Here is a 24,744-nt window from a genome sequence, read left to right as displayed (position 1 = left end):
CGCGTCGTTGAATGTTTGGCGCGCATTCTGCTCAGACGACAGATCGTCATGGCCGGGCGCCTGTGTTGATGCGTCGTGCCCAACTCTCACTTATCGTCCCCGCTTTCGCGAGGACGACACCGGGTGTGTGGCGCGGTCCCGCTTCACTCGTAGCCCGGATGGAGCGAAGCGAAATCCGGGATGAACAGCGAGCCAGGCCCCGGATTGCGCTTCGCTCCGTCCGGGCTACGCTACGCCGTTCCGGGCTTGACCTAAAACGTCACGACGCCTCTGATCGACTCTCCGCGCTTCATCAGATCGAACGCCTTGTTGATGTCGCTCAGCGGCATCACATGCGTGATCATCGGATCGATCTGGATTTTTCCCTGCATGTACCAGTCGACGATCTTCGGCACGTCAGTGCGGCCGCGCGCGCCGCCAAAGGCCGTGCCTTTCCAGACCCGCCCGGTCACAAGCTGGAACGGGCGCGTTGCGATTTCCGCGCCCGAGGGCGCGACGCCGATGACGATCGACTGGCCCCAGCCGCGATGGCACGCCTCCAGCGCCTGACGCATGACGGTGACGTTGCCGGTGCAGTCGAACGTGTAATCCGCGCCGCCGATCTGGTCTTCTTTCGTCTTCGTCATGTTGACGAGATAGGGGACAAGGTCCTTGCCGACCTCCGCCGGGTTAACGAAATGCGTCATGCCGAAGCGTTCGCCCCAGGCTTTCCGGTCGTTGTTGATATCGACACCGATAATCATGTCGGCGCCGGCGAGCCGCAGGCCTTGCAGCACGTTCAGTCCGATGCCGCCGAGGCCGAACACGATGGCCTTGGCGCCTTGCTCGACCTTGGCGGTATTGATGACCGCGCCGATGCCGGTGGTGACGCCGCATCCGATATAGCAGACCTTGTCGAACGGCGCGTCCTCGCGGATCTTCGCCACGGCGATTTCCGGCAGCACCGTGTAGTTCGCGAAGGTCGAGGTGCCCATGTAGTGATGGATCGGCCTGCCGCCGAGCGAGAAGCGGGACGTGCCGTCCGGCATCAGGCCCTGTCCCTGCGTGGTACGGATCGCGGTGCAGAGATTGGTCTTGCGCGAGAGGCAGGAGGGGCACTGGCGGCATTCCGGCGTGTACAGCGGAATGACATGATCGCCTTTCTTGACGCTGGTGACGCCCTTGCCGACATCGACGACAATGCCCGCGCCCTCGTGGCCGAGAATAGCGGGGAAGAGACCTTCCGGGTCGGCGCCGGACAGCGTGAATTCATCGGTGTGACATACGCCTGTCGCCTTGATCTCGACCATCACCTCGCCCTCGCGCGGGCCTTCGAGTTGAACGGTCGTGATCTCGAGCGGTTTACCGGCAGCGGTAGCGATGGCGGCGCGAACGTCCATGGCGAATCCTTGTAGCTTGGAGCGAGTTCGATCTGCGTTTCCGGGCAGGGCGTCCGGCGCAATTGTCGATTGCCCGGCACCATAGGATCGGGCAAGCAATTGCGCAAATGAGCCCGTCGCCGCCCCAGCCCACACTTGAATCCATCGCCGCGCGCACCGCGCCGGCGATTTTCGTCCTGCTATGGAGCACCGGATTCATTGGCACGAAATACGTGCTGGCCGGTGCCGAGCCGCTGACCTATCTCACGGTGCGCATGGCTCTCGTGGCGCTGCTGATGGGCGTGATCGCAGCGATCTGGCGGCCGAAATGGCCCGATCGCGCCGGCGTCATCCACAGCGCGATCGCGGGGTTTCTTGTCCATGGCTTCTATCTTGGCGGGACGGCGGTCGCGATTTTTCATTCCGTGCCCGCGGGGTTGTCCGCGCTTATCCCAGGATTGCAGCCGATTCTGACATCCACACTCGCCAATCGCTGGCTCGGCGAACGCGTCACGCCGCTCCAATGGACCGGGCTGCTGATGGGCCTCGCGGGCACGCTGATCGTTCTGCATGGGCGCTCGATGTCGGGCGAGGCGGGCTGGGGCTGGCTCGGGACCTGTGTCGCACTCATCAGCATCACGCTCGGCACGCTCTACCAGAAGCGCTATTGCAGCCAGATCGACTGGCGTACCGGAAACTTCATTCAGTTTGTCGCGGCGGGTTTGCTGTTCGCGCTCGGGGCGTGGCTGTTCGAGACGCGCGTGATCGTCTGGAATCGCGAATTCGTATTCGGTCTCGCGTGGCTGGTCGTTGTGCTTTCGATCGGGTCGATCGGACTGCTGTACTGGCTGATCCGTCATTCGGCAGCGACGCGGGTGGCGAGTCTCTTCTATCTGGTGCCCGGCGTCACCGCGATCATGGCGTATGCGTTGTTCGACGAGCGGCTTGATCTGATCTCGATCGCCGGCATGGTGATCTGCGCCGCCGCCGTGCTGCTGGTGAACAGGAGCGCCGATCCGGCGCGTTCGGCTTAAAGCCGATCTTGGTTTTGCGCAGGCCGCGAGCGCCAGCGCTGTCATTGCGACGGCGATCCCGGTCCTGGCGGCGGTGGCCGCCTGGCGAACCGTTAATGAGACGGTAAATATAAACTGTCAAAATCGATCGATTTTCATCGGAACGTATTTTGGGGACGACACGATGGCGCTCGGCTTGGGGAAGAATTCCTTCGGTTTCCTGAAGTTAAAACTCGGGACCAAGGCCACGATCTGCGCAGCGGTCTTGATTGCGGCGACCACCTCGATGGTGGTGGGAGCGGCCTACTGGTCGCTGAGTACTGAGTTCGAGGCCAGGGCTAAATCCGACATCGAAACCAGTCTTCGGACGCTGGCGCTGGCGTTCGCCGAAACCTACGGGGACGCCAAGGTTTCCATCAAGGATGGCATCGTCAGCCGCGCCGAAATTCCCGCAATGCCGGAGTTCAAGGATCACAAGACGGTGGACCGCGCGACGTCCTACGTTGGCGGGACCGCAACTCTCTTTGTCTACGATGATGCGACCAAGCAGTTCATCCGCAGGACCACCAACGTCAGGAAAGAGAACGGCGATCGCGCCGTCGGGACACAATTGGCGGCGGATCATCCCGGCCAGCCGGTGGTCCGAAGCGGGCAAGCCTACAAGGGACCGGCTGTGCTGTTCGGCAAGAGCTTCATGACCGCCTATCAGCCGGTGTTCGACACCGCCGGAAAGATCATTGGAATTCTCTACGTCGGAATCCCGACAGCGCCGCTCGACGCGATGCTTCTCCATGCCATGCAGATGATGACCATCGCGGCGGTGGTGGGAGCGCTGCTGGTTCTTGCCTTGACGATGCTGATCGTGCGCAGTGTGACGAAACCGCTCAGGTCCGTCACAGATACGCTGACATCACTCGCGGAAGGCAAGCCCGACGTCACGATCAATCATGTCGATCGTTACGATGAAATCGGCTCCATCGCCCGCACCATCGGCGTGTTCAAGAACAACTCGCTCGAGCGGCGCCGGCTCGAGGCTGAGCGAAAAACCGCCGAGGCGGAGTCGGTCCAGCGGCGCAGGGCGGAGCTGCAAAGCTTCGTGGATGAATTCCAGTCCAACGTCGGCGGGATCATCGACAAGGTCCTGCATTCGTCCGGTGAATTCGAGAGCGCCGCGCGCAATCTGACCGAAACCGCGCGCAGCACCGCGCATCTGTCGAAGGCATCCGCCGATGCCTCGACACAGGCTTCCGAACATGTCCGCAACGCCGCGGCTGCATCGGAGGAACTGACAACCTCCATCGCCGAGATCAGCCGCCGGGTTCAGGAGTCCAACGGCATCGCTGCCGACGCCGTCCAGCAAGCGGTCGCGACCGACGCGCGGATGGCCGATCTGTCGAAGGCGGGCGATCGCATCGGCGACGTTGTGAAACTCATCACATCGATCGCGGAGCAGACCAACCTTCTGGCGCTCAATGCGACCATCGAGGCGGCGCGCGCCGGCGAGGCCGGACGCGGCTTTGCCGTGGTGGCGCAGGAGGTCAAGAACCTTGCCGGGCAGACCGCGAAGGCGACCGACGAGATCAGCAGCCATATCGTTAACATGCAGTCCGCGACGCGTGAATCGGTCGCTGCGATCAAGGCCATCGGGCAGACCATCGAACGTATCAACGATATCGCCACATCGATTGCCGCCGCGGTGGAGCAGCAGGGGGCCGCGACGGAGGAAATTGCGAAAAGCGTTCAGGCCGCGGCGGGCGTCACCACCGAGGTCGCCGCCAATGTCGGAGAGGTCGCCAGCGGCGCGAACCGGACCGGCGAAACGTCCGACGAGATCTTTAAGTCGGCGCAGGCGCTGAGCAGCGAGAGTCTGCACCTTCAGGCCGAGGTCGGGCGTTTCCTCGATGGTGTCAGGGCGGCTTGATGGCGTCCGCCTGATGCGCATTTGACGGCAGGCAACAAAAAGGGACGCAAACGCGTCCCTTTTTCCTTGCGCGGTTGCTGTGGTTACTTCGGCTGCGGCACGATTCGGATATAGGGCTTCGGCGATTTCCAGCCGCCGGGATAGATCGTCTTGGCTTCATCATCGCTGACCGAACCGGCGATGATGACATCCTCGCCCTGTTTCCAGTCGGCAGGGGTCGCGACGCGATGCTTGGCGGTGAGCTGCAACGAGTCGATCACGCGCAGGATCTCGTCGAAGTTGCGTCCGGTGGTCATCGGATAGACCAGAACCAGTTTCACCTTCTTGTCCGGGCCGATGACGAATACGGTCCGCACCGTGGCGTTGTCGGCGGCGGTGCGGCCATCAGCGCCGCCGGCGGTGTCCGCGGGAAGCATATTGTAGAGCTTCGCGACCTTGAGATCGGTGTCGCCGATCATGGGGTAGTTCGGCGCAAATCCCTGCGTCTCCTTGATGTCGTTGCTCCACCTGGTGTGATTGTCGACTGGGTCGACGCTCAGGCCCAGCAGCTTGACGCCGCGCTTGTCGAATTCGGGCTTCAGTCCCGCCAGCCTTCCGAGTTCGGTCGTGCAGACCGGCGTGAAATCCTTCGGATGGGAGAACAGCAGGGCCCAGCTATTGCCGATCCAGTCGTGAAACTTGATACGTCCTTCGGTGGTGTCAGCCTCGAAATCGGGCGCCACCGCACCAATCTGAAGTGTCATCGATCTGCCTCATGTGCCTAGAGTTACAGGGAAATTCTATTTGCGAAATATAACCCGCAGAAGACTTATACGGAACAGCGGGCCGAAAAGGACAAGATTTTTCTCAGTCTTGGCTGCTTTCCGGAAATCCCTGCTGTTTTGTCGCGGCTTGCTGAAAGGTGAGTGCTGCAGGTGGCGCGCTCACAATTTCGCTATGCCTCGAATTTGACTTTGATGCGCCGCAACGCCGCCGGTTCCGGTTGTCATTGCATGAACCAGGCGGACGGTCAGTGCGACCAATCCGCAACCATAAGAGAAAGAAGCGTGCTCCGAATCGCTTCATTAACGCTTCGTTTACACCCGCATGAAAATGCTGCGGGACACAAAAAGAGAATAGTAACATGACGTCCGCCTCGACCATCTCCAACGCTCCGCTTTCCGAACTGATCCGGAAAATCGAAACCAGCTCCGTTGCCGACCGCGATGTGTCCGCCTACGCGCTCGCTTTCGTGCGCGACGGCGTCATCACCGGCGAGGGGCCAACGACCACGGGCCGCGTCCATTTCTCCAGGGCGCTGGATGCCGACGATGCGGCCTGGTGCGCGCGCATTCTGAATGCCGCGGCGAATACCAACGAGCCCGTCAGCCGCGCCGAGGCTGAAACTCTTTTCGAGATCAACAAGGCCGCGACCGAGCGCAGCGACGACGGCCGGTTCGACGACCTTTTCACAAAGGCGATCGTGCATCATGCGGCCGCCGCTTCCGGTCTGCCGGTGCCGCCTCGCTCCGTTGCGCTGTCACCTGAGACTTCGATCGACAGCTGGGCGCCCACCACCGCGGTCGGCGTCAATACCGAAGTGCTTGAGTGGATCGCGGGCCAGATGCGCGGCACCCGCCGCAACAACCGCGCGCTCGCGGTGCTGGTCGCGAGCCTGATCGGCGCGGCGACCCTGCCGCTTGCACACACACTGCCGAACTTCCTCGATTTTGGAATGTAAGGCGAGCGGCTCCTGAGCGGTCAGGCGCTACTTTGCACCTGCCGTCTTGACCGTCTCCGGCAGGCCGACCGTCCGTCCGGGAAATCCCGCCACATCGAAGTAGCGCTGGTTCAGCACGCGCTGGAACTGCAGCACGGTGCGCAGGCCGTTGGCGGCCGGTTTGCCTGAGACCGTTCCGCTGTAAGCCTTTGGCGTGATGCCATTCGGCATCGCTTCTGTCATCACGCGCCCGATCAGCGAGCCCTTGGCCTTGCGCCTGAGACCGAGGAGGTGAGCCGCGGTGATGCCCACGTCGGCATTGCTCACCGGAAGCTCATTCACAAAGCCTGCTTTGAAATCCGGTCCGACGGCCGCCATGAAGTTCATGGTATCGCCCCGGCCGAAACTGCCGTGCATGCCCTGGCCTTGTCGCAAAATGGTATCCGCGACTGCCACAGAGCACAGCGTCGGTTCATCGCAGCCGAGTGCGTAGGAGCGGAAATTCACGACGATAGCCGGATGCGGAGTGACGGCCTTGCCTTTCAGGCTGAGCAGCGACAGCGGCAGCGTGCCCGGAAAGCGCCCAAGATCGTCTTCCACGAAAATTCCGCTGACATAGTCCTGCTCAAGCAGAGCCTTGACGGTGCGTCCGGCCAGCTTGCGGTCGCCCTCCGGCAGGTAGATCAGGTCGGAGCCGCCGTTGGTTGCGACGACCAGATCGGGTTTCAGCGGGTTCTTTCCAAGCAGGCCGTTGCCGGCTTTGGGATAGGCGTTTTTGCCGACGGGCGCGTTGTGACTGTTGGGATCGAACAGCGGCAGGTCCAGCGCTTTCGCAAGATCGAGGGCGAGGAAACCGAGCGGCAGAAAGCCGTCCGGCGTGTCGGGGTAGGTGCCTTTCACCGTCGAACTGGTTTTGCTTTCCTTCGAGATCGTCGAGAATCCGTGATCCGCCGAAACGATGATGTTGGTGCTGGCGGAGAGGCCGAGATCGTCCAGCGCCTTGCGCAACTGCGCGAGGTTGTTGTCGGCATTCCTGATGGCCGCGAGCGATGACGGGCCGTTGATGCCCGGCGTCAGGCTGTTGAGGCTGTCGCCCTGGTTGTGCTGGGTGCCGTCCGGATCGCGCGACCAGAACACCAGCACGAACGGCTTGTTGCGCGCCTTGAACATCGGCAGCACGACCTTGCTGGCGATGTCGGCGAGATATTCCTGCTGCTTGATATTGGCGACAACCGTGCCGGGCGTCGTGGCGTTGCCGGCCTTGCCGTTGTCGCCGCGGCCGGGCGTCGCGAGCGGGAGGCTGGCGGCGTTCAGGGCGGCCTTCATCTCATCGGACAGGGGGATGCCGATCAGCTTGCCCTCCTTGTCGACGGCGCCGGTCTGGTCGTCGACGGTAATCGTCTTGGCGCCGGTTCGCTCGGTGTGATCGAACAGGAATGTCGGGCCGACCTTGCCGATGGCGGCGGTGCTGAAGCCGGCGTCGCGCGCGGCCTTCAACAGGGTTTCCTCGTTGAGGTAGTCGCCGTTGAACTGCTCATCGACGTCGCGCAGAACCTGGTCGTGCTCGATGAATGGCACGACGGTGCCGCCCTGAATCGCGATCGGATGGCCGGTATAGATCGAGTTGCTGAAGGTGCCGGTGTCGCCGAGATAGTGCCCGGTCGACATGCCGGACGCGTTCGCCATGGTGAAGGTCGGGAACAGGGAGTGGGGGTTCTTGAAATTCACGCCCCTGTCGCGCACGGCGGCCATCGCGGGCGCCAGTTCGGGGGTGACCTTGAGCGCGCGGAGCCCATCTGGCACGAACAGAATCAGGTTGCGGGGCTGGCTGTTTTGGGCGAAAGCCATAGCCGACGACAACGCCAAAAAACCGAAGGAAATGAAAGAAATGGTGCGGCGCATGGGAGACTCGCTGTGGGCGGATTTGACATTCAAGGCGTGTGCTGAACGGTAACTTGGTGTAGTTACGCCTCGCGACAGAATTGTTACAACCTGCCATGCATGCCAAATTGCGGTTGAAAGCTGTTCCGGCCGAATTCCGCCCTTAAGGTCCAAATCACCTCATGTTCAAGAAGATCCTGATCGCCAATCGCGGCGAAATCGCCTGCCGGGTTATCAAAACCGCGCGCCGTATGGGCATCAAGACGGTCGCCGTTTATTCGGACGCCGACCGCGACGCGCTTCATGTCGAGATGGCGGATGAGGCCGTCTTCATCGGTCCGCCGCAGGCCGCCGAGAGCTACCTCGTCATGGAGAAGATTGTCGAGGCCTGCCGCCAGACCGGAGCGGAGGCGGTGCATCCGGGCTACGGGTTTCTGTCCGAGCGTGAAGCATTCCCGCGCGCCCTCGCAGCCGCCGGGGTCGTTTTCATCGGTCCCAATCCGGGCGCGATCGCCGCGATGGGCGACAAGATTGAATCGAAGAAGGCGGCCGCCAAGGCCAAGGTTTCCACCGTGCCGGGTTATCTCGGTGTGATCGAGGACGGGGCGCACGCCGTCAAGATCGCCGACGAGATTGGCTATCCGGTCATGATCAAGGCGTCGGCCGGTGGCGGCGGCAAGGGCATGCGCATCGCGCATTCGAAATCCGAAGTCGAGGAAGGCTTCAATCTCGCCAAGGCCGAGGCGAAGGCATCGTTCGGCGACGACCGCGTTTTCGTTGAAAAGTTCATTGTCGATCCGCGCCACATTGAAATTCAGGTGCTGGGCGACAAGCATGGCAACGTGATCTATCTTGGCGAGCGCGAATGCTCGATCCAGCGCCGCAACCAGAAGGTCATCGAAGAAGCCCCAAGCCCGCTGCTCGACGAGGCCACCCGCCGCAAGATGGGCGAGCAGGCTGTCGCGCTGGCCAAGGCCGTCAACTACGATTCCGCCGGCACGGTGGAGTTCGTCGCGGGCCAGGACAAGAGCTTCTACTTCCTCGAGATGAACACCCGGCTTCAGGTCGAGCATCCGGTGACCGAGCTCATCACCGGGGTCGACCTTGTCGAGCAGATGATCCGCAGCGCCGCCGGTGAAAAACTCGCGCTGACCCAGAAGGACGTCACGCTGACCGGCTGGGCTGTCGAGTCACGCGTCTACGCCGAGGATCCGTTCCGGAATTTCCTGCCGTCGATCGGGCGGCTGGTGAAGTATCGCCCGCCCGCCGAAAGCAAGGCCGATGACATCACCGTGCGCAACGACACCGGCGTGCAGGAAGGCGGCGAGATTTCGATCTACTACGATCCGATGATCGCCAAGCTGGTGACCCATGCGTCATCGCGCGCCGCTGCCATCGAGGCGCAGTCGCAGGCGCTGGACTCGTTTTATATCGACGGCATCCGCCACAACATCCCGTTCCTGTCGGCGCTGATGAATCATCCGCGCTGGCGCGAGGGCAATCTTTCGACGGGGTTCATCGCCGAGGAATTTCCCAAGGGCTTTGGTCCACGCACGCCGGAAGGCGAGACTGCGAACCGGATCGCGGCGGTGGCTTCGGCGGTCGATCACGTTCTGGGCGAGCGCAAGCGCCGGATTTCGGGCCAGTTGAACGGCCGCGTCGTGTCGCGAGAACGCCGCCGTTCGGTCTGGCTCGACCGCGTTGAGGTTCAGCTTGAGGTCGCGCGCGACGGCGAGGGGATCGTCGTCCGTCTCATTGGCGCCGATGGTGCGCCCGGACAGCCTGTTACGCTGCTTTCGAACTGGAAGCCCGGCGACCCGGTCTGGCAGGGCAGCATCGCGGGACATCCCGTCGCCGTGCAGGTGAGGCCGATGCCGAACGGGTTCCGGCTGGCCTATCAGGGCTGCGAACTGCCGGTGCAGGTTTTCACCGAAACCGAAGCCGCGGCGGCGCGTCTGATGCCGGTGGTTTCCGCTGCCGACACCGGCAAGAAGGTGCTGTGCCCGATGCCGGGTCTGGTGATTTCCATCGCCGTGACCGAAGGGCAGGAGGTCAAAGCCGGTGAAACGCTGGCTGTGATCGAAGCGATGAAGATGCAGAACGTGCTGCGCGCCGAGCGTGACGGTGTGGTGAAGAAAGTTGCCGCCACCCCGGGCGCGACCTTGGCTGTCGATGCGCTGATCCTCGAATTTGCGTGAGGGTGAAATGGGCCCGCAGGAGAAGCGCGAAGCGTTCCGGGCGATCCTGTCGGGCAAGGACGTCATCAGGCCTGGCTCGGTCTACGATCCGATCTCGGCGCGCATCGCCGAAGATGTCGGGTTCGAGCTTGGGCTGCTTGGCGGCTCCGCTGCCTCACTGACCATTCTCGGCGATCCGGATCTGCTGCTGATTACGCTGTCGGAACTGGCCGAACAGGTGCGGCGCATTTGCCGCGCCGGAAAAATCCCCGTGCTGGTCGATGCCGACCACGGCTACGGCAATGCGCTGAATGTTCGCCGCACGGTGCAGGAGCTTGAAGCCGCGGGCGCCGCCGGTTTGACCATCGAAGATACGTTGCTGCCGCAGGCCTACGGGCAGGCGAAACCGCAGGTGATCTCGATCGACGAAGGTGCCGGCAAGATGAAGGCGGCGCTTGATGGCCGCTCCGATCTGTCGCTGGTGATCGTCGGCCGCACCGGCGCCGCGTCGATCACCAACATCGATGACACGGTTGCGCGTGCCAGGGCCTATGAGGCAACCGGCGTCGATGCGCTGTTCTTCACCGGCTTGAAAACCCGCGCCGAATTGCAGGCCATCGCCGCCGCGACCAAGCTGCCGATCATCATGGGCAGCGCCGACGGCGAACTCGCCGACACGGCGTTTCTCGCCAGCCAGCGCGTGCGCGTTGCCAATCAGGGCCATCAGCCGATCGCGGCGGCAACGCAGGCTGTTTATGAAACGCAAAGGGCGTTGCGCGATGGCGTCGCGCCGAAGGACTTGAAGGGATTGCCGTCAGCGGAATTGACCAGCCGCGTGATGCGCAGTGCCGACATGAAGATACGTAACGACGATTTTCTCGGACTAAAGAAGTAACCCCACGAGGCCGGTTCGATGAGCGACGTCATTCGCCACATCATCGTTCGAGGGAAGGTGCAGGGCGTCGGATACCGCGCCTGGATCGAGGGCGAGGCGGTGGCGCGTGGACTTGCGGGATGGGCGCGCAACCGCAAGGACGGCACGGTGGAGGCGGTGCTGTCCGGTTCCGAGGCCGACGTGGCGGCGCTGATCGAAAAATGCCGGCACGGCCCCGGCATGGCGCGCGTGACAGCGATCGACAACGAACTGGCCAACGAGGACATGTTGAACCTGCGCGCGGCGGGTGAGCGTTTCTCGGTTCTACCGACGATCTGACGCAGATTACTTCGCGCCGGCCTCCTTGCGGAATGTCGCGGCCAGAATGCGCAGCGCGGCCCGCTTCGACGTGTCGCTGACGCGGGAATAGAGCATCACTTTCGATGGGCTGAGCCGCGGCAATCCAAATGCTGCTCCGACATCGACCATGCCGGGAGGTGCGATCCGTTTCGCCAGTGGCGCGACGGCCAGCCCTGCGGCTGCCGCTGCGACGACGGCGCTCACACCGCCGCCGATGAAAGCCTCGGTCCATTTGACATTCGCCTTGTCGAGCGCGCGGATTGCTGTGGCGCGAACCCCGCACGGCGAAGCAAGCGTTGCGACGCGCAGTGTCTCGCCCTGGCCCAATGGAATCCGGGCGAGGCGAACCAGCCGAAGTCGTCGGTGCAAAGCGCTTCCCCGCCGCGCCGGCTGCCTTCCTGACGCACCACGACGGCATCAAGTTCGCCGCCGTCGAATGCATCCAGCAGCGTTCGCGAAAAATCGATGGTAACCGCCAGCGTCAGCGATGAAGATCCGGCGTTCAGCTTTTCAAGAATCGGCACGAGTTCGGGACCTGCCGCATGGTCGCTGATGCCGAGGGTCAATTGCTGGCTGACCGGAGCAGATCCGGTCAGCGCGCGATCATGGGCGGCGATCAGCGCGCGAGCATTGTCCTGAAAGGCCGCGCCATCGGCGGTCAGGCGAACCGCGCGGGGAGAGCGCTCGACCAGCCGCTTTCCAAGCGTGGCCTCGAGGCGCTGGAGCTTCATGCTGACGGCCGCCTGCGTCGTACCAAGGGCTTCGGCGGCGCGGGTGAAGCTTTGCAATTCAGCCACCAGCAGGAAGGCCTGAACTGTCGGAATATCGAGTGCGTTCATTTTATCATCATGTATCGTTATGATTGATATATCTAATCATAAGATATTAATATGATGCGCCAGGGTCTAGCTTCTCCTCATGCGCTGCCCGCGCAATTTCAGGAGAAAGCCCATGCCCCTCATCACAGTCCAATACACCTCACATCGTCACGCACCGTCATTGAAGGCCGACATCGCGTCCGCCATCAGCAAGCTGTCGGCGGACATCCTGCACAAGGACCCCAGCGTCACCGCGGTGATCGTGCAATCCCTCGATGCCGCGGACTGGTTTGCCGGCGGGCAATCGCTGGCCGAGCAGAAGCTGGCCAGCGTCTGGGTCGATATTCACATCTCGGACGGGACCAACAGCAAGGACGAGAAGGCCGATTTCATCGCCGCGACGTTCAAGCGGATGGACGACCTGCTCGGACCGCTGCACAACGAGAGCTACATCTACGTTCATGATGTGCGCGCGGATGCCTACGGCTTCGGCGGCCTGACGCAGGAGCGCCGTTACATCGTCGGCAAGCTCGCGATTGCGCCGCGCAGCGCGGCGGCGTAGTTGGTCACGCCTTCAGGCATCTTCGGGGATTGCAAAGATCCCCGAAGGCCTGCCCATGCCTCAGAGGCTTCGATCGAGGCCGATGTGGGGAGCGGTCTTTAGAATGCTGTTCCGTTGGGCAAGGGCCAGATCGTAGTCAGGCTTCAGTGCGAGGGCTGAATCGAAGCTTGTCAGTGCTTCCTGATGCCGTCCAAGTTGCTGGAGTGCGAGACCCCGGTTGTAGTGGAGCATCGCCACGTTCGGCTGCAAGCCGATCGCGAGCCTGAGCTGCTGCTCCGCAGCCTCGTATCGGTGTTGCTGGAGCAAGGCGATGCCGAGGAGATACATCGCATCGGCATGTTTCGGCTCCGCTTTCAGGATGGCCCGATACGCTTTTTCCGCTTCCGCGATCTGCCCGCGCTGATGCAAGCCCTTGGCTACGGTGAGATTGGCCGGTACCGCGCGCCGACGCTGAGCGTCGAGGCTCTTCAGCAACTGCGACGCGTCGGCATGATGTGGATCGGCATCCAGAATCTGCCGGCAGGCCTGCGCGGCTCCTTCAAAGCTGCCTTCCTTCTTCATTTTCAACGCGCGATCGAAAACCACCGGCAGGGTCAGAGGCTCAAGCGCGCCGCGAAGGTTGCGCTGGTCGCGCGTACTCACGCGCAGGCATTCGACGCGCCGTTCGATGCCGCCGAAATCATACTTGTAGGGAAAGTCCCCGGTCTGGAGATCGTAGACCTTGAAGCCGTTCTCGATACCCCAGCGCACGCATTGCAGATGAAGCACGAAGCCGGGAGGAGGGCGCTTGATGTTGAGGTCGCGTCCATTCAACAGGCTGATCAGCGAGCGGTTTTTCCAGTCGATCAGGCTGGCCTGAATACCGATCCGGTTTTCGCCCTGCCAGAGAATCGGCAGGTACAGCGCGTTGTCCGCGAAACAGCACCGCAGCATGTTGCGGAAGTTGTTCATCATGCCGTGGGGCAGCCGCGGATGGTATCGCGCGGCGAGCTTGGCGGCCCATTGCAATTCCCAGAATTTCAGAAGGGCCTCGATATCGTCTTCAATCGACTCCGCTGTGGGCGTGGTGATTCTGTATTCGCCGTCTTCTGCCTGCCTCAACGCGGCGCGAGCGTTTCTGCGCGCCTTCGCATCGAGCCTCTCGTAGAGGAAGGCATCCCAGTCGCTGGGCAGGCTCACGTAAACATAGATGTCGTGATCGATGCCGTCGCCATCATCCGGGCGCTGGATTTTTTCGGTGACGAAATCCGATGCTGGAAACTGATCTAGAAAGAGCTTGAGTCGTTCCGGCGACGCGAAGATGTTCTCCAGATGGAGTCTTGCCCAGTTCAGCCGCCTGGTCTGGTCCGCGAAAGCGAGAATAGTCTCTTGCGCGAATCGGGGATCGCAAATGAAGCCGGTATAGCCGGCGAAATATCCGCCGCCGGTGCGCAGTTCATTGTGGAATGTGCCGTTGCGGCTCAGCTCAGTCCGCAATTGCAGCGGGAAGAACCCGGCATAGTCCGGTGAGTTAGCATCCGCTTTCGCGGCCAGAACGATCCACTGACAGCCGAGTTTTTCAAACCACCCCGCGATCCATGTCCAGGACATGTAGAGCTGCGCTTCGGGGTCCGCCTGATACACAGCCTCCCAATTGCTCCGGACGCGGAGCAACATGTCCCGGCTTTTGATCACATCCACATGCATGGCGTTGACCTTTGCTCATGGGAGCGTCGGCGCACGAATGAGAAGTGTCCGCAGGCGAAGGCTGTTCTGGCTGTATTCCTCGCTCAAAAATCGAAGATCGGCCCGATTACGCCACTGAAGGGCGGCCGTTGGCAAGGCTGTCCCGGCGGCCTCAGGCGCCAAAGACGTCCTTGAAAGCCTGCTTCAGGGCCACATCCACATCGGTCATGGTCACGGGCAGGCCGAGATCGACAAGGCTGGTCACGCCGTAACGGGGGTCTTCGACCCCGCACGGGACGATGCCAGAGAAGTGCGTCAGATCGGGCTCGACGTTGATCGAGATGCCATGCAGCGAGACCCAGCGCTTCAGGCGAACGCCGATCGCGGCAATCTTGTCTTCGTGGGCGGGGCCTCTCTCAGGCCGCGCCACCCAGACGCCGACGCGGTCCTCGCGCCGCTCGCCGCGCACGTTGAAAGCGGCGAGGGTGCGAATCGTGAATTGCTCGAGACTGGCGACATAGGCGCGAACGTCGGGGCGGCGGCGCTTCAGATCGAGCATCAGGTAGACAACCCGCTGGCCGGGTCCGTGGTAGGTGAACTGTCCGCCGCGCCCGGTGGCAAAGACCGGAAATCGCGCATCGAGCAGGTCTGCGGCCTTGGCGCTGGTGCCGGACGTGTAGAGCGGGGGGTGTTCGAGCAGCCAGACCAGCTCAGGCGCGTTCCCGGCGGCGATGTCCGCAGCGCGCTTTTCCATGACCTCGACGGCGTCCTGATAGGCCACCGGCGAATCCGCCACCCGCCACTCAGCGGGCGGGCCGGAGCGGGGGAAAAACGACGTCAAAGCAAGGTCTTCGCGGCGCTCCCGGAGCATATTAACCATTGGGTAACCATAATCGTGCTGATCTGCGTCCATCATTCATGTGTGGGTGTCAAATCAAAGTGGCAACTCTCGATAATGTCTCGGTCGATCTGATGGTGGTTCTCGGGACCACCTCGATGCCTGTCCATCAGGTGATGCGGCTCAGCCGCGGCGCGATCATCGAACTCGATGCGACCGAGCAGGACGAGGTCAAGGTGCTCGCCAACAACCTGCCCATCGCCAGCGGTGTGGTGGTCGTCAACCGCAACCGCATTGCGGTTGAAGTCAAGCAAATGTTGCCCCGGACGCCCGATCACAGATAGTCGGGAAGCCCCTGGACAAAGCCTCGGTCTAGGCCTTGTCCCCCCAATCCTGATTTGTTACACGGGCGCCGTTGATCCCGCGCCGGGTGCGAATCCGGGGCCGATCTTCTAGCGCTCGTGGCGGAATTGGTAGACGCGCTGCCTTGAGGTGGCAGTCCGTAACAGGGTGGGGGTTCGAGTCCCTCCGAGCGCACCACCTCACCGAAACTCATCCATTCGGCAGATATTTCAGCGGATATTCGGTCCGAGCGGCGCATCCGTGCGGCTGCCGGTCTTGATTGGGCCGGTCCGGGGCCGGAATGCTCCGTCGTTCGCCCGGACAGGGTGGCTGCCCGGAAGGCGCGCGAGGCTTCGCTGCCTGCTCGCGGCGGAAATGTCCATGCGTGCGGGTTTGCCGAAGAGCGGCGCCTTGGATGACGGCAGCAACATTTCGGCCGATGCTCGCGCGGCTGGCTTCTGCCGCGCCAGCCAAACCGAGCGCACTGATCGCGGAGCGTTGTGGGACGGCGTCTCCGCTGCCCCGAACACAAAGCCGCTCGGAGCCTTCGCCGCGATATTGGGGCCGTGAATCCAGTATGGAACCCATTGCGCGGGATCGGTGGTTGTCTTTGGCCGCTCCGGTGTCGCGGGGACGACGTGAACGATTTTATAGCCGCGCGCTTTCAGTTGCTGAAGGATCACGGGCAGGGCCGCTTGGGTGCGGGCCTGAATGTCGTGCAGCAGCAGAACGCCTTTGCCTTTGGCATCGAGCCGCGACAGCGCGTAGTTGACGACCTGCGTTGAGGAAATATGCCGCCAGTCATCGGCGGGGAAATCCGCGCTCCAGGTCATGAGGCCGCGCTTGCTGAGTTCGGCTTCGAGCAGGTCGCCGCGGCGCAGCCCGGGAATCCGGAAGAACGGTGCGAGCTGCGAAGGATCGGCGAGGGCAGCTGAGACGTGGGCGATGCCGTCATCGATTTCAGCGCTCATGCGCTCCGGCGGCAGTTTGCCGAAGAAGGTCGGATGGTTCTCGCTGTGGGTGCCGATGGTATGGCCGGCATCATGGATGCGGCGCACGTCCTGCGGAAATTCTTTCGCCATGCGCCCGACCAGAAAGAACGTCGCCTTGACGCATTGCGCAGCGAGCGTTTCGAGGACCGCATTGGTGTGAGCCGGCAGCGGGCCGTCGTCGAAGGTCAGGATCACTTCATGATCTTCGAGGGGCAGCGTCTCGCCGTACTGCATCGTTCCGATCCGCGGATGCTCCTTCGGATCAACCACGACGGTGCGCGAGGTGCCGAGCGCGTCCGGCTTGCCGTTGCACTCGGCGGCCCGAGCAGGCGTGGCGCCGAACGAAGCGGAGGCCATGGACAGGCCAAGCGCTGTCAGGAGCGCGGTGCAGGTTCCGCTGGCGGTTCGGCGCATGGATAATCCGTTATGGCGCGAGACCGCCGTGCTTACCGCCGGGGCCATGAACACAGGCTTAATCCGGCTGCGGGAGCTGAATCTATCGGTCATTCATCGAACTCTTGATCGGCTGCGGCGTGGCGAGATGAACGACCTTGTAGCCGTTGCGCTTCAGATACCGCAGGAAAGCCGGCAGCATCTTCGCTGTCTGTGCCTTGGTGTCATGGAAGAGGATGATCCCTTTCCCTTCGTAGTCGAGCCGCGCGGTGATGAGGTTCAACTGCTGCTCCGGGGTCATCGGATTCCAGTCGCTGGCCCACAGGTCCGCGCCGAAAACCGCGATCCCGCGCGATTGAAGGCTGCTCAGCAAGGCAGGCGTCGAAGCGAAGCCGGGAAAGCGGAAAAACGGCGTCGAGGGCACAGAGGCCGCAACGCCATGCAGGGCTTTTTCGTCGGCAGCGATGCCACGGTCGATTTCCTCGATCGCTTGCGGCTGGCTGATCCTGTCGAGAGGACGATGGGACCATGTGTGATGGCCGATGCTGTGGCCGTCAGCGGCAATCTTTTTGACGATCCCCGGATTGGCTTCCGCATTCCTGCCGATCAGGAAGAACGTGGCTTGCACGCATTCTTCGGCCAGCGCGGCCAGGACTTTTGTCGTGGTCGGCGGGAAGGGGCCGTCGTCGAATGTCAGGACGACTTCCTTGTCCGCCAGTGGCAGGGTCTGCGGGAAGCTCTTGAGGCCGACGTGGGGAAATGCCTGCGGGTCGACCGTCATGACACGGGCGATGCCGAGCGCATCCTTGCGCGGGCACTCGGCGGCGTCGGCTAATGAGACCGACGCGACAAGCGAGAGCAATGCGACCCTGAGCACGATCATGACAAATTCCTGAGTTTCGCGCGCCGCACATTTAGCATCCCGCTTGGCGGTGTCGATTGGGGAATGCCTGAAAAACACACGCAAATCAGCAGACCTCCATTGAACAGCGAGGCACCCGCCCGGTTTCGTCAGCACGTGGCGCTCCGGTTCGGACTGAAAAGTTAACGCTGCCCGTTTCGGCATGGGTTCCTTGCGTCAGCATGGGGCACTGGGCACATCTGTGCCTCATTCTCGCCACCTGCCGCAATAAAACGGGCCTGTCGCTTGCCGCAAAACATCGATGTTTTGGCGGCTTCTATGCACCTCAGGCGAACGTGACGTTGTCGCACGCGACCGTCCATCACGCCAAAATCACCCGGAGCCAGAATTTTGATTCGAACAGTCACCGCCGTGGCGGCGCTTTGCGCGTTGTCGTCTTTAGCCGAAGCGCGTGTTCGTACACCGGCCGTCTCGCCCGAATGCAACGTCACCATGCCCTGCATTGGCGTCGACAATCCTGTTCACGCGCGTCAGCGCGGCCAGCGCCGGGCGGAGCCGGCATTTTCCGTGATGGAGCCGGCAACGCCTCGGCTGAGCAGGCGGCAACAGCGGGCGCTCGAGCGCGCGCAACGCGATTTTGAACCGGCGACGCGCGCGGTTGCCGAGCGCGCGTCACACGTGTCGGAAGGATATTCCGCGGGTCTGGTCGGTCCGCTGGCCGCCAAGCTTGCATCGATCCAGGCCGCGTGCCCGGGAACACATGCGATCTCCGGCGTGCGTCACACGCGCATCGCAGGAACGCGGCGGATGTCGCTTCACGCCCAGGGCAAGGCGGTGGACGTGCGCGGTCCTTATGGGTGCATCTATGCGCAGCTCAAAGGATGGAGCGGCGGTTACTCGACCGACTCCGGACGCGTGCAGCACATCCATATTTCCTACGACGACGCGGGTGGCCGTGAGATGGGCCTGCGCTTCGCTCACGGTGGCGGACGCCGTTCGTGGCGCGAAGCCAACGCGCGCATGTGATAGTGAAATCTGCCGCCCGGAACGTGGATTCTCCGGGCGGCGGGATTATCCGTTAACTTGCGATTAACCATGTTGGGCTGACCCTCCGGATTGCGGAGGTATCACATGCAGCGGCTACGGCTGAAGGCAGATGGACGGATTGTCGAGGTGCTGGACGGGCGGGAAACTCCGCTGGCGCCTGAGATGCCCGGCAACGAGCCTTCGCGCAAAATCGCCACAGCGCCGGTCGTGCGTGATTTGCGCCTTCGTGCAAAATTGACGCAAGCCGAGTTCGCCTCACGCCTCGGCGTTCCTCTCGAGACCATACGCAACTGGGAGCAGGGCAAGCGTTCACCGCGTGGTCCGGCGCGTGCGTTGCTGACCGTGATCGCTCACGAGCCCGATATGGTGTTCGCGGCGCTCGCGCGCCGGCCTTGATCGGGCATGACAGTTCCGCCACACGCGGTTTCTGGCAATGCGGCCAGCGCCGCTCAAGATGATGAGCTTCCGGCATGGAACGACGCTGAGGCATAAGATGCACACCGTTGAAGCGAACGGCGCCAGCATTCCGGCGATAGGTCTGGGGACCTGGGAACTGCGCGACCGTGCCTGCGCACGTATCGTCCAGCAGGCGCTTCGGCTTGGCTATCGGCATATCGATACAGCACAGATTTACGAGAACGAACGCGAGGTCGGTGAAGGCGTGCGCGCCTCCGGCATCAGGCGCGCAGATATCTTCGTGACCACCAAGGTCTGGACGACGCATTTTGCGCCGAACGATCTGCTGCGGTCGGCCAAGGAAAGCCTCGCGCGCTTGCGCATGACCGAAGTCGATTTGCTTCTGCTGCACTGGCCCAATCCGCAGGTGCCGCTGGAAGAAACGCTGGGCGGGCTTGTGGAGGCCCAGAAGCTGGGTCTCACACGTCACATCGGTGTGTCGAATTTCACCGTGGCGCTGATCGGGGAGGCGGTGGCGAAGGCTGCGGCGCCGCTGGTCTGCAATCAGGTCGAGTATCATCCGTATCTGGAGCAGACCAGGATACTCGAAACCTGCCGTGCCAACGGGCTCGCGCTGGTCGCGTACAGCCCGGTCGCGAAGGGGCGCGTCAAGAATGCGGAAGCGTTGAACCGTATCGGTGCGCGTTACGCGAAAAGCGCGGCACAGGTCTGTCTGCGCTGGCTGATCCAGCAGGACGTGGTTGCCATTCCGCGCACGTCCAGGGTCGAGCGCCTGTCGGAAAATCTCGATGTCTTCGATTTCAACCTGACCGGCGAGGAAATGGCCGAGATCTTCGCGATGGGGACGCGCGGCGGCCGCATCACCGATTTCGGCTTCGCACCCAAATGGGATTGAGTGTGGCTTGATCTTGCCGCGGGGATCGCCCATTCAGGATCATGTTCTTTGCCGTCTCCAAGATACTCGGCTTCTTTGTCGTCCCGTCGAACGCGGTCGCGATGCTTTGCGCGCTCGGCGCGCTGCTGCTGACAACGCGGTTTCGCAAGGCCGGTTCGCGTATCCTTGGCGTCGGCGTAATATCGCTGCTCGTGCTGGGATATTCGCCGCTCTGCAACGTGTTGATGTTGCCGCTGAGCGAGCGTTTCCCGGCCTGGAGTGCCGCGGGGCGGGCGCCTGACGGCATCATTGTTCTCGGCGGGGCGATCGATCCCGAACGCAGCCAGGCGCGGGGCTCGCTCGAAATGGATGCCGCCAGCGAGCGGATCGTGACGATGCTGCAACTGGCCCGCCGGTATCCGTTGGCACGCATCGTGTTCAGCGGTGGCAGCGCCAACCTGATCGAGACGCCGGTCCCGGAAGCGCCGATTGCCGGCGACCTGCTGGAAGACTTCGGGACGGCGCGTCAGCGCATCGTGCTTGAGAGCGAGTCGCGCACAACCGCCGAGAACGCGGCCTTCACCCGCGATCTGGTGTCGCCGAAGCCCGGCGAGCGGTGGCTGCTGGTGACATCGGCGTTCCACATGCCGCGCTCGATCGGCGCGTTCCGGAAGGCCGGCTTCGATGTCGAAGCCTATCCGGTGGACTGGCGCACACGCGGCTGGCGCGACGCGATGGAATTTTCCATGAACCTGAGCGCTGGCCTTGCCCGCGCCGATGTCGCCGTTCACGAGTGGATCGGGCTGATTGCCTATTGGGTGACCGGGCGCAGCAGCGAGCTGTTTCCGGGGCCGCGCAGGATCAACTAGGCATGATCCCGAAAAGCATGCCCTCGGGCTTGACCCGGGGGTGGTACCGGTTTTCAGATCAGATCATGCCCAAGTTTAATCGTGGCGCGGCAGGCCGAGGCGATAGACCCCGCGAAAATCATTCGGGTCGGCCGGTTTGCCCTTGCGGTAGATCACGAGCCTGCCTGCCTGCGCGAGCGCCACGGCAGACCTCCTGATCGGCACCAGCAACCCATGCCAGTCATCCCCCGCCGCGATGGCGTGAGCGATCTCCGGCGCGCTGAGGGTCTTGGCATCGGCACGCGCCAGCACGCCGAGAATGGCGTCGTCCAGCGATAGGTTATCGAGAACTTTCGAATCGGAATTGTTCATGACCATGCCATGACGCATCCGAACCCGCGCGGCAAGCTTGAGACAGTTACTTCGACATCGCGCGATAGGCGTCGGAATCGAACTGCCGGCGCCAGATCACGACCACGATGGCCAGCGTGGTTGCGATCAGAACCCACGGGCTGATGAACCATCCGAGATAGCCCAGCGCGAATAGGAAGGCGCGTTGGCCGCGATTGAAGTGCCGGCCCGCCGACTGGAACAGCTTTGTGGTTCGCATCACATGGGACTGCGCTTCGGGTGTATCGCGCTTCTCGGCGAACGGCATCGCCCCGAGCAGGATGGCGACGTAGTTGAACAGCCGATAGGCCCATGAGAACTTGAAGAACGCATAGACGAAGATCACGATCAGTCCGACGCATTTGATCTCCCATAGCGCAGGAGAGCTTCGGATGCCGAGCGGCAGAGTCGCGAGTACCGACATGGCTTCTTCGGTCGACCGCAGCAGCGTCAGTCCGCCGCCGATCGCCAGCAGGGTCGTGGACGCAAAGAAGGCTGTGCCATTCTGCAATGAGGCCATGATCTGCATATCGACCATCCGCGCCTCGCGATCGAGGATGCGCCGCACCCACACCTCGCGATAGATGCTCATGCGGGCGTTCAGGCTGTTGCGTCCATGCGCGGTACGTTCAAGCGTGACCGCGTAGACCATCCACGCCAGAACGAAGAACGCGATCGCCACGATGTCGGCGGTTGCAAACAGGTTCACGATTCGATGCCTTCCGAGGAAAGGTCGACACGATAGAGCATGATACGGACAAGTGCGAAGCGGTTTTGGCCCCTTTAACGAGGCTGACGCGGCTGGTTGCCTGTCGCGCGCCGGGCGTGGCAAGGTCGCCACCGCAGGGAGATTTCAATCGATGGCTTTGACGCTCGTGATCGGCAACAAGAACTATTCCTCATGGTCGATGCGGCCGTGGATGGCGCTGAAAGGGACGGGAATTGCCTTCGATGAGGTCGTTATTCCGCTCTATACGGGGGACGCCGACAAGCAGCGCATCCTCGATGTGACCCGGTCCGGCAAGGTTCCGGCGCTGGTCGACGGCGACATCACGGTCTGGGATTCGCTGGCGATCATCGAATACGCCGCCGAACGATTTCCGGAAGCGCGCCTGTGGCCGCAGGACGTCGCCGCCCGCGCTCACGCGCGCTCGATCTCGGCGGAGATGCATTCGGGCTTCATGCCGCTGCGCAACGAATGCGGCATGAACATTCATCGCCCGGTCCGCTCGAAGCCCCTTTCCGACGATGCCAGGGCGAACATCGCACGCATTCAGCAGATCTGGACCGAATGCCGGGCCCGATACGGCGGGCAGGGGCCGTACCTGTTCGGCGCTTTCACTGGAGCCGACGCGATATTCGCGCCGGTCGTCCATCGCTTCCGGATCTACGCCATCGATGTGACGCCGCCGGTCCGCGCCTATATGGACACGATGCTGGCGAACGCGGCTTTCCGGGAATGGAGCGATGCCGCTCTGGCCGAGACGCTGGTTATCGAAAGATTCGAGATCGATTGAGCCGAGGACCGCACCATGGGAATTCTCGACATGCTGACCAGCGTGATGGCGGCGAGGGCGGCGAGCGAACTCAACCCCGCCGTCATTCCGGCTGTCCTCAACGAGGTATTCGGCAGCGGTAACCAGGGCGGGTTGTCCGCGATCGTGGCCAGGCTCGAGCAAGCCGGGTTGAGCGATCAGGTGAAGTCCTGGATCGGAACTGGCGACAACCTGCCGGTGAGCGCGCAGCAGCTCCAGCAGGTGTTGGGCAACGATGCGGTCAGGCAGCTTGCGACCCGTTTCGGTATTCCGGTGGATCAGCTGTCGACGGTTCTCGCGCAGGTTTTGCCGGCGGCGGTCGATCGTGCGAGTCCTGAAGGCACGCTGCCGGCCACGGCATGAGCTTGCTCCGCTAACGCACTGAACTTACCCGGGAATCGTTCCGCATCGCCGATAAGGCGAAATTGCGGCATTGCACGCGGCTGGACCCTGCCTTGCCGCGCGTGCAACGCCCTCGGAAGGCATTCAAGATGCTGATAAATAAAAGCTATTTCGTGATTATCGATGTGCTGGTTTATCTGGCAAATGGAGGCCCTGTGTGCTATACACCTGCCGGGCGTCAAACTGGCTTTGCCGGGACAACGGCAGGCCGCCAAAATGCGCGTATCGCGTGATGGAGCAGGGTGTTGAAGCACAAATACATCGTTGGAGAGACTGTCTATTTCACGGCAAGCAACGTGGCGCGGCCAGCCGCGAGCGGAACCTACGAGGTGATCCGCCTCCTGCCGACAGACGGTGACGACTGCCAGTACCGCATCAAGAGTTCGACCGAAGCCTTCGAGCGTGTGGCGAAGGAAAGCCAGCTCGCCGTCGCCTGACAATTTCGGCCTGACGGAATTTCGCCGCGGTTACAGCGCTTGGTCTGGTTCGTTGTGAAGGGGACCTTGCATGAACCGGGCTTGGGCCATGTCGATCGAAAACTTTTGGCATTCGCAGAGCCTGCCGATGTGGCTGACCATCGCCGCAGCGGGCTTCTTTGCGGTCGTTCTGCTGGTCACGCTGTTTCGCGCCGAGCGATCGGTCGCGAACGGCGCGCTGACTGTCATCACGCTGCTGGCCATCGGCATCGCGGTCACCACCATGATGCGTGCGTCCGGTGTGAGTAGCGGCTCGTCCGGCGATCCCAAATCTTCCGTTCAATCCGGAGCGTCTCTTCCGGCGCTGGCGTGTCTCGACGGACTTGCCGGGGAGAGCGTCGAGGCGGCCTGTGAAAAGGCATTGTTTGCGTCGGCGGATTCCGTCGCGGCGGGCGTGTCCTATACCGCCGCGCAGGTCACGCGGCTTGCCGCCTTTGGCAATGTCGCCGCTGCCAACAAGGTCATGACGCCGGAACTCAATGCTCTGCGGCGGACGATCGAACGCGATCGTTACGGACTGGTCGCTCAGGTACTCAAGACGCGGGAGGGTTGTTCGCTCTCGGCGCCGTGCCCGTTTTTCCAGTCGCTGACCAATTCGGGGCAGATTTCATCCAACATGAGCGAAAATCTCTACGATGGATCTGTCGGCCGCTACGCTGCCGCGTGGAACGCACCGCCGGCTGCCGTCGGCGGGCCGCCGGTCGCTGCGCTTGGCACCGTAGCGCCGCCGGGACGGCCGGTGTCGGGCGATTTCCCGAGCGCGGCATCGATTCCGCCGATCACCATCATGACGCCCGAGCCGGCTGCGCAGGGCGCCCAGGCCGCGCAGCGCCCGTCGGAGCCCACCGCCGCGCCGGCTCCCCGTAACGCGCCCGGAGCAGTGATCAATCCTCAGCCGGCGCCGACAGCCGCGAAAAAGGCAGCGCCGCAGAAATCGCGTGCGCAAGCTCCCGTGCAGCTTGCGCCTCCCGCGGCAAGCGATGATAACTGATCGTTCTCC

At 62.7% G+C, this 24,744-nt stretch carries 25 protein-coding genes, 1 tRNA gene and 1 pseudogene; 17 read left to right on the top strand and 10 right to left on the bottom strand.

Annotated features, from left to right (window positions below):
- Positions 1 to 251: 251 nt before the first annotated feature.
- Positions 252 to 1,379 (bottom strand): S-(hydroxymethyl)glutathione dehydrogenase/class III alcohol dehydrogenase, encoded by a 1,128-nt coding sequence (locus AC1Q6J_RS05165; protein WP_492278268.1) that lies wholly within the window; start codon positions 1,377 to 1,379, stop codon positions 252 to 254.
- Between the two features lie 107 nt (positions 1,380 to 1,486).
- Between AC1Q6J_RS05165 and AC1Q6J_RS05160 the strand changes: the two genes are divergently transcribed.
- Positions 1,487 to 2,392, top strand: a complete 906-nt coding sequence (locus tag AC1Q6J_RS05160; protein ID WP_492278267.1) for a DMT family transporter — start codon at positions 1,487 to 1,489, stop codon at positions 2,390 to 2,392.
- Positions 2,393 to 2,555: 163 nt separating this feature from the next.
- Positions 2,556 to 4,292, top strand: a complete 1,737-nt coding sequence (locus AC1Q6J_RS05155; RefSeq protein WP_492278266.1) for a methyl-accepting chemotaxis protein — start codon at positions 2,556 to 2,558, stop codon at positions 4,290 to 4,292.
- Between the two features lie 83 nt (positions 4,293 to 4,375).
- Here the strand turns inward: AC1Q6J_RS05155 and AC1Q6J_RS05150 are convergent, their stop codons facing one another.
- Positions 4,376 to 5,035 (bottom strand): peroxiredoxin, encoded by a 660-nt coding sequence (locus AC1Q6J_RS05150; protein ID WP_492278265.1) that lies wholly within the window; start codon positions 5,033 to 5,035, stop codon positions 4,376 to 4,378.
- A 380-nt stretch (positions 5,036 to 5,415) separates the two neighbouring features.
- Between AC1Q6J_RS05150 and AC1Q6J_RS05145 the strand changes: the two genes are divergently transcribed.
- The gene (locus AC1Q6J_RS05145) at positions 5,416 to 6,012 is read left to right on the top strand and encodes a hypothetical protein (RefSeq protein WP_492278264.1); all 597 of its coding nucleotides are present in this window, start codon (positions 5,416 to 5,418) and stop codon (positions 6,010 to 6,012) included.
- A gap of 27 nt (positions 6,013 to 6,039) precedes the next feature.
- Here AC1Q6J_RS05145 and AC1Q6J_RS05140 read toward each other — a convergent pair whose 3' ends face one another.
- Positions 6,040 to 7,893: an alkaline phosphatase family protein gene (locus tag AC1Q6J_RS05140; RefSeq protein ID WP_492278263.1), complete on the bottom strand. Its 1,854-nt coding sequence runs from the start codon at positions 7,891 to 7,893 to the stop codon at positions 6,040 to 6,042.
- Between the two features lie 161 nt (positions 7,894 to 8,054).
- Between AC1Q6J_RS05140 and AC1Q6J_RS05135 the strand changes: the two genes are divergently transcribed.
- Genes AC1Q6J_RS05135 through AC1Q6J_RS05125 form a run of 3 tightly spaced genes read left to right on the top strand, consistent with a single transcriptional unit; the run spans position 8,055 to position 11,262 of the window.
- Positions 8,055 to 10,070 carry an acetyl-CoA carboxylase biotin carboxylase subunit gene (locus AC1Q6J_RS05135; RefSeq protein ID WP_492278262.1) on the top strand — a complete coding sequence of 672 codons (2,016 nt, stop codon included), beginning with the start codon at positions 8,055 to 8,057 and terminating at the stop codon, positions 10,068 to 10,070.
- Between the two features lie 7 nt (positions 10,071 to 10,077).
- Positions 10,078 to 10,944 (top strand): isocitrate lyase/PEP mutase family protein, encoded by an 867-nt coding sequence (locus AC1Q6J_RS05130; RefSeq protein WP_492278261.1) that lies wholly within the window; start codon positions 10,078 to 10,080, stop codon positions 10,942 to 10,944.
- A gap of 18 nt (positions 10,945 to 10,962) precedes the next feature.
- On the top strand, positions 10,963 to 11,262 hold the full coding sequence (locus AC1Q6J_RS05125) for an acylphosphatase (protein ID WP_492278260.1): 300 nt from the start codon (positions 10,963 to 10,965) through the stop codon (positions 11,260 to 11,262).
- A 6-nt stretch (positions 11,263 to 11,268) separates the two neighbouring features.
- Here AC1Q6J_RS05125 and AC1Q6J_RS05120 read toward each other — a convergent pair.
- Positions 11,269 to 12,122, bottom strand: a pseudogene (locus AC1Q6J_RS05120) (LysR family transcriptional regulator).
- 112 nt (positions 12,123 to 12,234) lie between these two features.
- Between AC1Q6J_RS05120 and AC1Q6J_RS05115 the strand changes: the two are divergent.
- A complete protein-coding gene (locus AC1Q6J_RS05115; RefSeq protein WP_492278259.1) occupies positions 12,235 to 12,663 on the top strand; it encodes a tautomerase family protein in 429 nt (142 codons plus the stop codon).
- A 60-nt stretch (positions 12,664 to 12,723) separates the two neighbouring features.
- On the opposite strand, the gene AC1Q6J_RS05110 is transcribed toward AC1Q6J_RS05115, so the two are convergent.
- The gene (locus tag AC1Q6J_RS05110; protein ID WP_492278258.1) at positions 12,724 to 14,319 is read right to left on the bottom strand and encodes a GNAT family N-acetyltransferase; all 1,596 of its coding nucleotides are present in this window, start codon (positions 14,317 to 14,319) and stop codon (positions 12,724 to 12,726) included.
- A gap of 181 nt (positions 14,320 to 14,500) precedes the next feature.
- Positions 14,501 to 15,208, bottom strand: a complete 708-nt coding sequence (gene lipB, locus AC1Q6J_RS05105) for a lipoyl(octanoyl) transferase LipB (RefSeq protein WP_492278257.1) — start codon at positions 15,206 to 15,208, stop codon at positions 14,501 to 14,503.
- A gap of 38 nt (positions 15,209 to 15,246) precedes the next feature.
- Between lipB and AC1Q6J_RS05100 the strand changes: the two genes are divergently transcribed.
- Positions 15,247 to 15,510 carry a FliM/FliN family flagellar motor switch protein gene (locus tag AC1Q6J_RS05100; protein WP_192817766.1) on the top strand — a complete coding sequence of 88 codons (264 nt, stop codon included), beginning with the start codon at positions 15,247 to 15,249 and terminating at the stop codon, positions 15,508 to 15,510.
- A 111-nt stretch (positions 15,511 to 15,621) separates the two neighbouring features.
- Positions 15,622 to 15,706, top strand: a tRNA-Leu gene (locus tag AC1Q6J_RS05095).
- Positions 15,707 to 15,738: 32 nt separating this feature from the next.
- Here AC1Q6J_RS05095 and AC1Q6J_RS05090 read toward each other — a convergent pair.
- Positions 15,739 to 16,914, bottom strand: a complete 1,176-nt coding sequence (locus tag AC1Q6J_RS05090) for a polysaccharide deacetylase family protein (RefSeq protein ID WP_492278256.1) — start codon at positions 16,912 to 16,914, stop codon at positions 15,739 to 15,741.
- An 82-nt stretch (positions 16,915 to 16,996) separates the two neighbouring features.
- Positions 16,997 to 17,776 (bottom strand): polysaccharide deacetylase family protein, encoded by a 780-nt coding sequence (locus AC1Q6J_RS05085; RefSeq protein WP_492278255.1) that lies wholly within the window; start codon positions 17,774 to 17,776, stop codon positions 16,997 to 16,999.
- A 369-nt stretch (positions 17,777 to 18,145) separates the two neighbouring features.
- Between AC1Q6J_RS05085 and AC1Q6J_RS05080 the strand changes: the two genes are divergently transcribed.
- The 4 genes from AC1Q6J_RS05080 to AC1Q6J_RS05065 all read left to right on the top strand — a co-directional run bounded on the left by AC1Q6J_RS05080 (position 18,146) and on the right by AC1Q6J_RS05065 (position 20,962).
- Positions 18,146 to 18,781: a hypothetical protein gene (locus tag AC1Q6J_RS05080; protein WP_492278254.1), complete on the top strand. Its 636-nt coding sequence runs from the start codon at positions 18,146 to 18,148 to the stop codon at positions 18,779 to 18,781.
- A gap of 105 nt (positions 18,782 to 18,886) precedes the next feature.
- Positions 18,887 to 19,198 (top strand): helix-turn-helix domain-containing protein, encoded by a 312-nt coding sequence (locus tag AC1Q6J_RS05075; protein WP_492278253.1) that lies wholly within the window; start codon positions 18,887 to 18,889, stop codon positions 19,196 to 19,198.
- 97 nt (positions 19,199 to 19,295) lie between these two features.
- Positions 19,296 to 20,114 carry an aldo/keto reductase gene (locus tag AC1Q6J_RS05070; protein ID WP_492278252.1) on the top strand — a complete coding sequence of 273 codons (819 nt, stop codon included), beginning with the start codon at positions 19,296 to 19,298 and terminating at the stop codon, positions 20,112 to 20,114.
- Positions 20,115 to 20,155: 41 nt separating this feature from the next.
- Entirely contained in the window at positions 20,156 to 20,962 is an 807-nt protein-coding gene (locus tag AC1Q6J_RS05065; RefSeq protein ID WP_492278251.1) for a YdcF family protein, read from the top strand.
- A gap of 75 nt (positions 20,963 to 21,037) precedes the next feature.
- On the opposite strand, the gene AC1Q6J_RS05060 is transcribed toward AC1Q6J_RS05065, so the two are convergent.
- Positions 21,038 to 21,313 (bottom strand): DUF3253 domain-containing protein, encoded by a 276-nt coding sequence (locus AC1Q6J_RS05060; RefSeq protein ID WP_492278250.1) that lies wholly within the window; start codon positions 21,311 to 21,313, stop codon positions 21,038 to 21,040.
- Positions 21,314 to 21,359: 46 nt separating this feature from the next.
- Positions 21,360 to 22,040, bottom strand: coding sequence for a DUF599 domain-containing protein (locus AC1Q6J_RS05055; protein ID WP_492278249.1), 681 nt, complete (start codon positions 22,038 to 22,040; stop codon positions 21,360 to 21,362).
- A gap of 151 nt (positions 22,041 to 22,191) precedes the next feature.
- Between AC1Q6J_RS05055 and AC1Q6J_RS05050 the strand changes: the two genes are divergently transcribed.
- The 4 genes from AC1Q6J_RS05050 (at position 22,192) to AC1Q6J_RS05035 (ending at position 24,735) form a co-directional block, all read left to right on the top strand.
- Positions 22,192 to 22,848, top strand: a complete 657-nt coding sequence (locus tag AC1Q6J_RS05050) for a glutathione S-transferase family protein (protein WP_492278248.1) — start codon at positions 22,192 to 22,194, stop codon at positions 22,846 to 22,848.
- Positions 22,849 to 22,863: 15 nt separating this feature from the next.
- Positions 22,864 to 23,229 (top strand): YidB family protein, encoded by a 366-nt coding sequence (locus AC1Q6J_RS05045; RefSeq protein ID WP_492278247.1) that lies wholly within the window; start codon positions 22,864 to 22,866, stop codon positions 23,227 to 23,229.
- 284 nt (positions 23,230 to 23,513) lie between these two features.
- On the top strand, positions 23,514 to 23,705 hold the full coding sequence (locus AC1Q6J_RS05040) for a hypothetical protein (RefSeq protein ID WP_006020957.1): 192 nt from the start codon (positions 23,514 to 23,516) through the stop codon (positions 23,703 to 23,705).
- A gap of 70 nt (positions 23,706 to 23,775) precedes the next feature.
- Complete coding sequence (locus AC1Q6J_RS05035; RefSeq protein WP_492278246.1) at positions 23,776 to 24,735, top strand: hypothetical protein; 960 nt, start codon at positions 23,776 to 23,778, stop codon at positions 24,733 to 24,735.
- Positions 24,736 to 24,744: the final 9 nt, after the last annotated feature.

It is taken from the genome of Afipia sp. MLSD5-FHT05B12, assembly GCF_058793355.1.
This window is presented reverse-complemented; position numbering and strand designations above follow the sequence as displayed.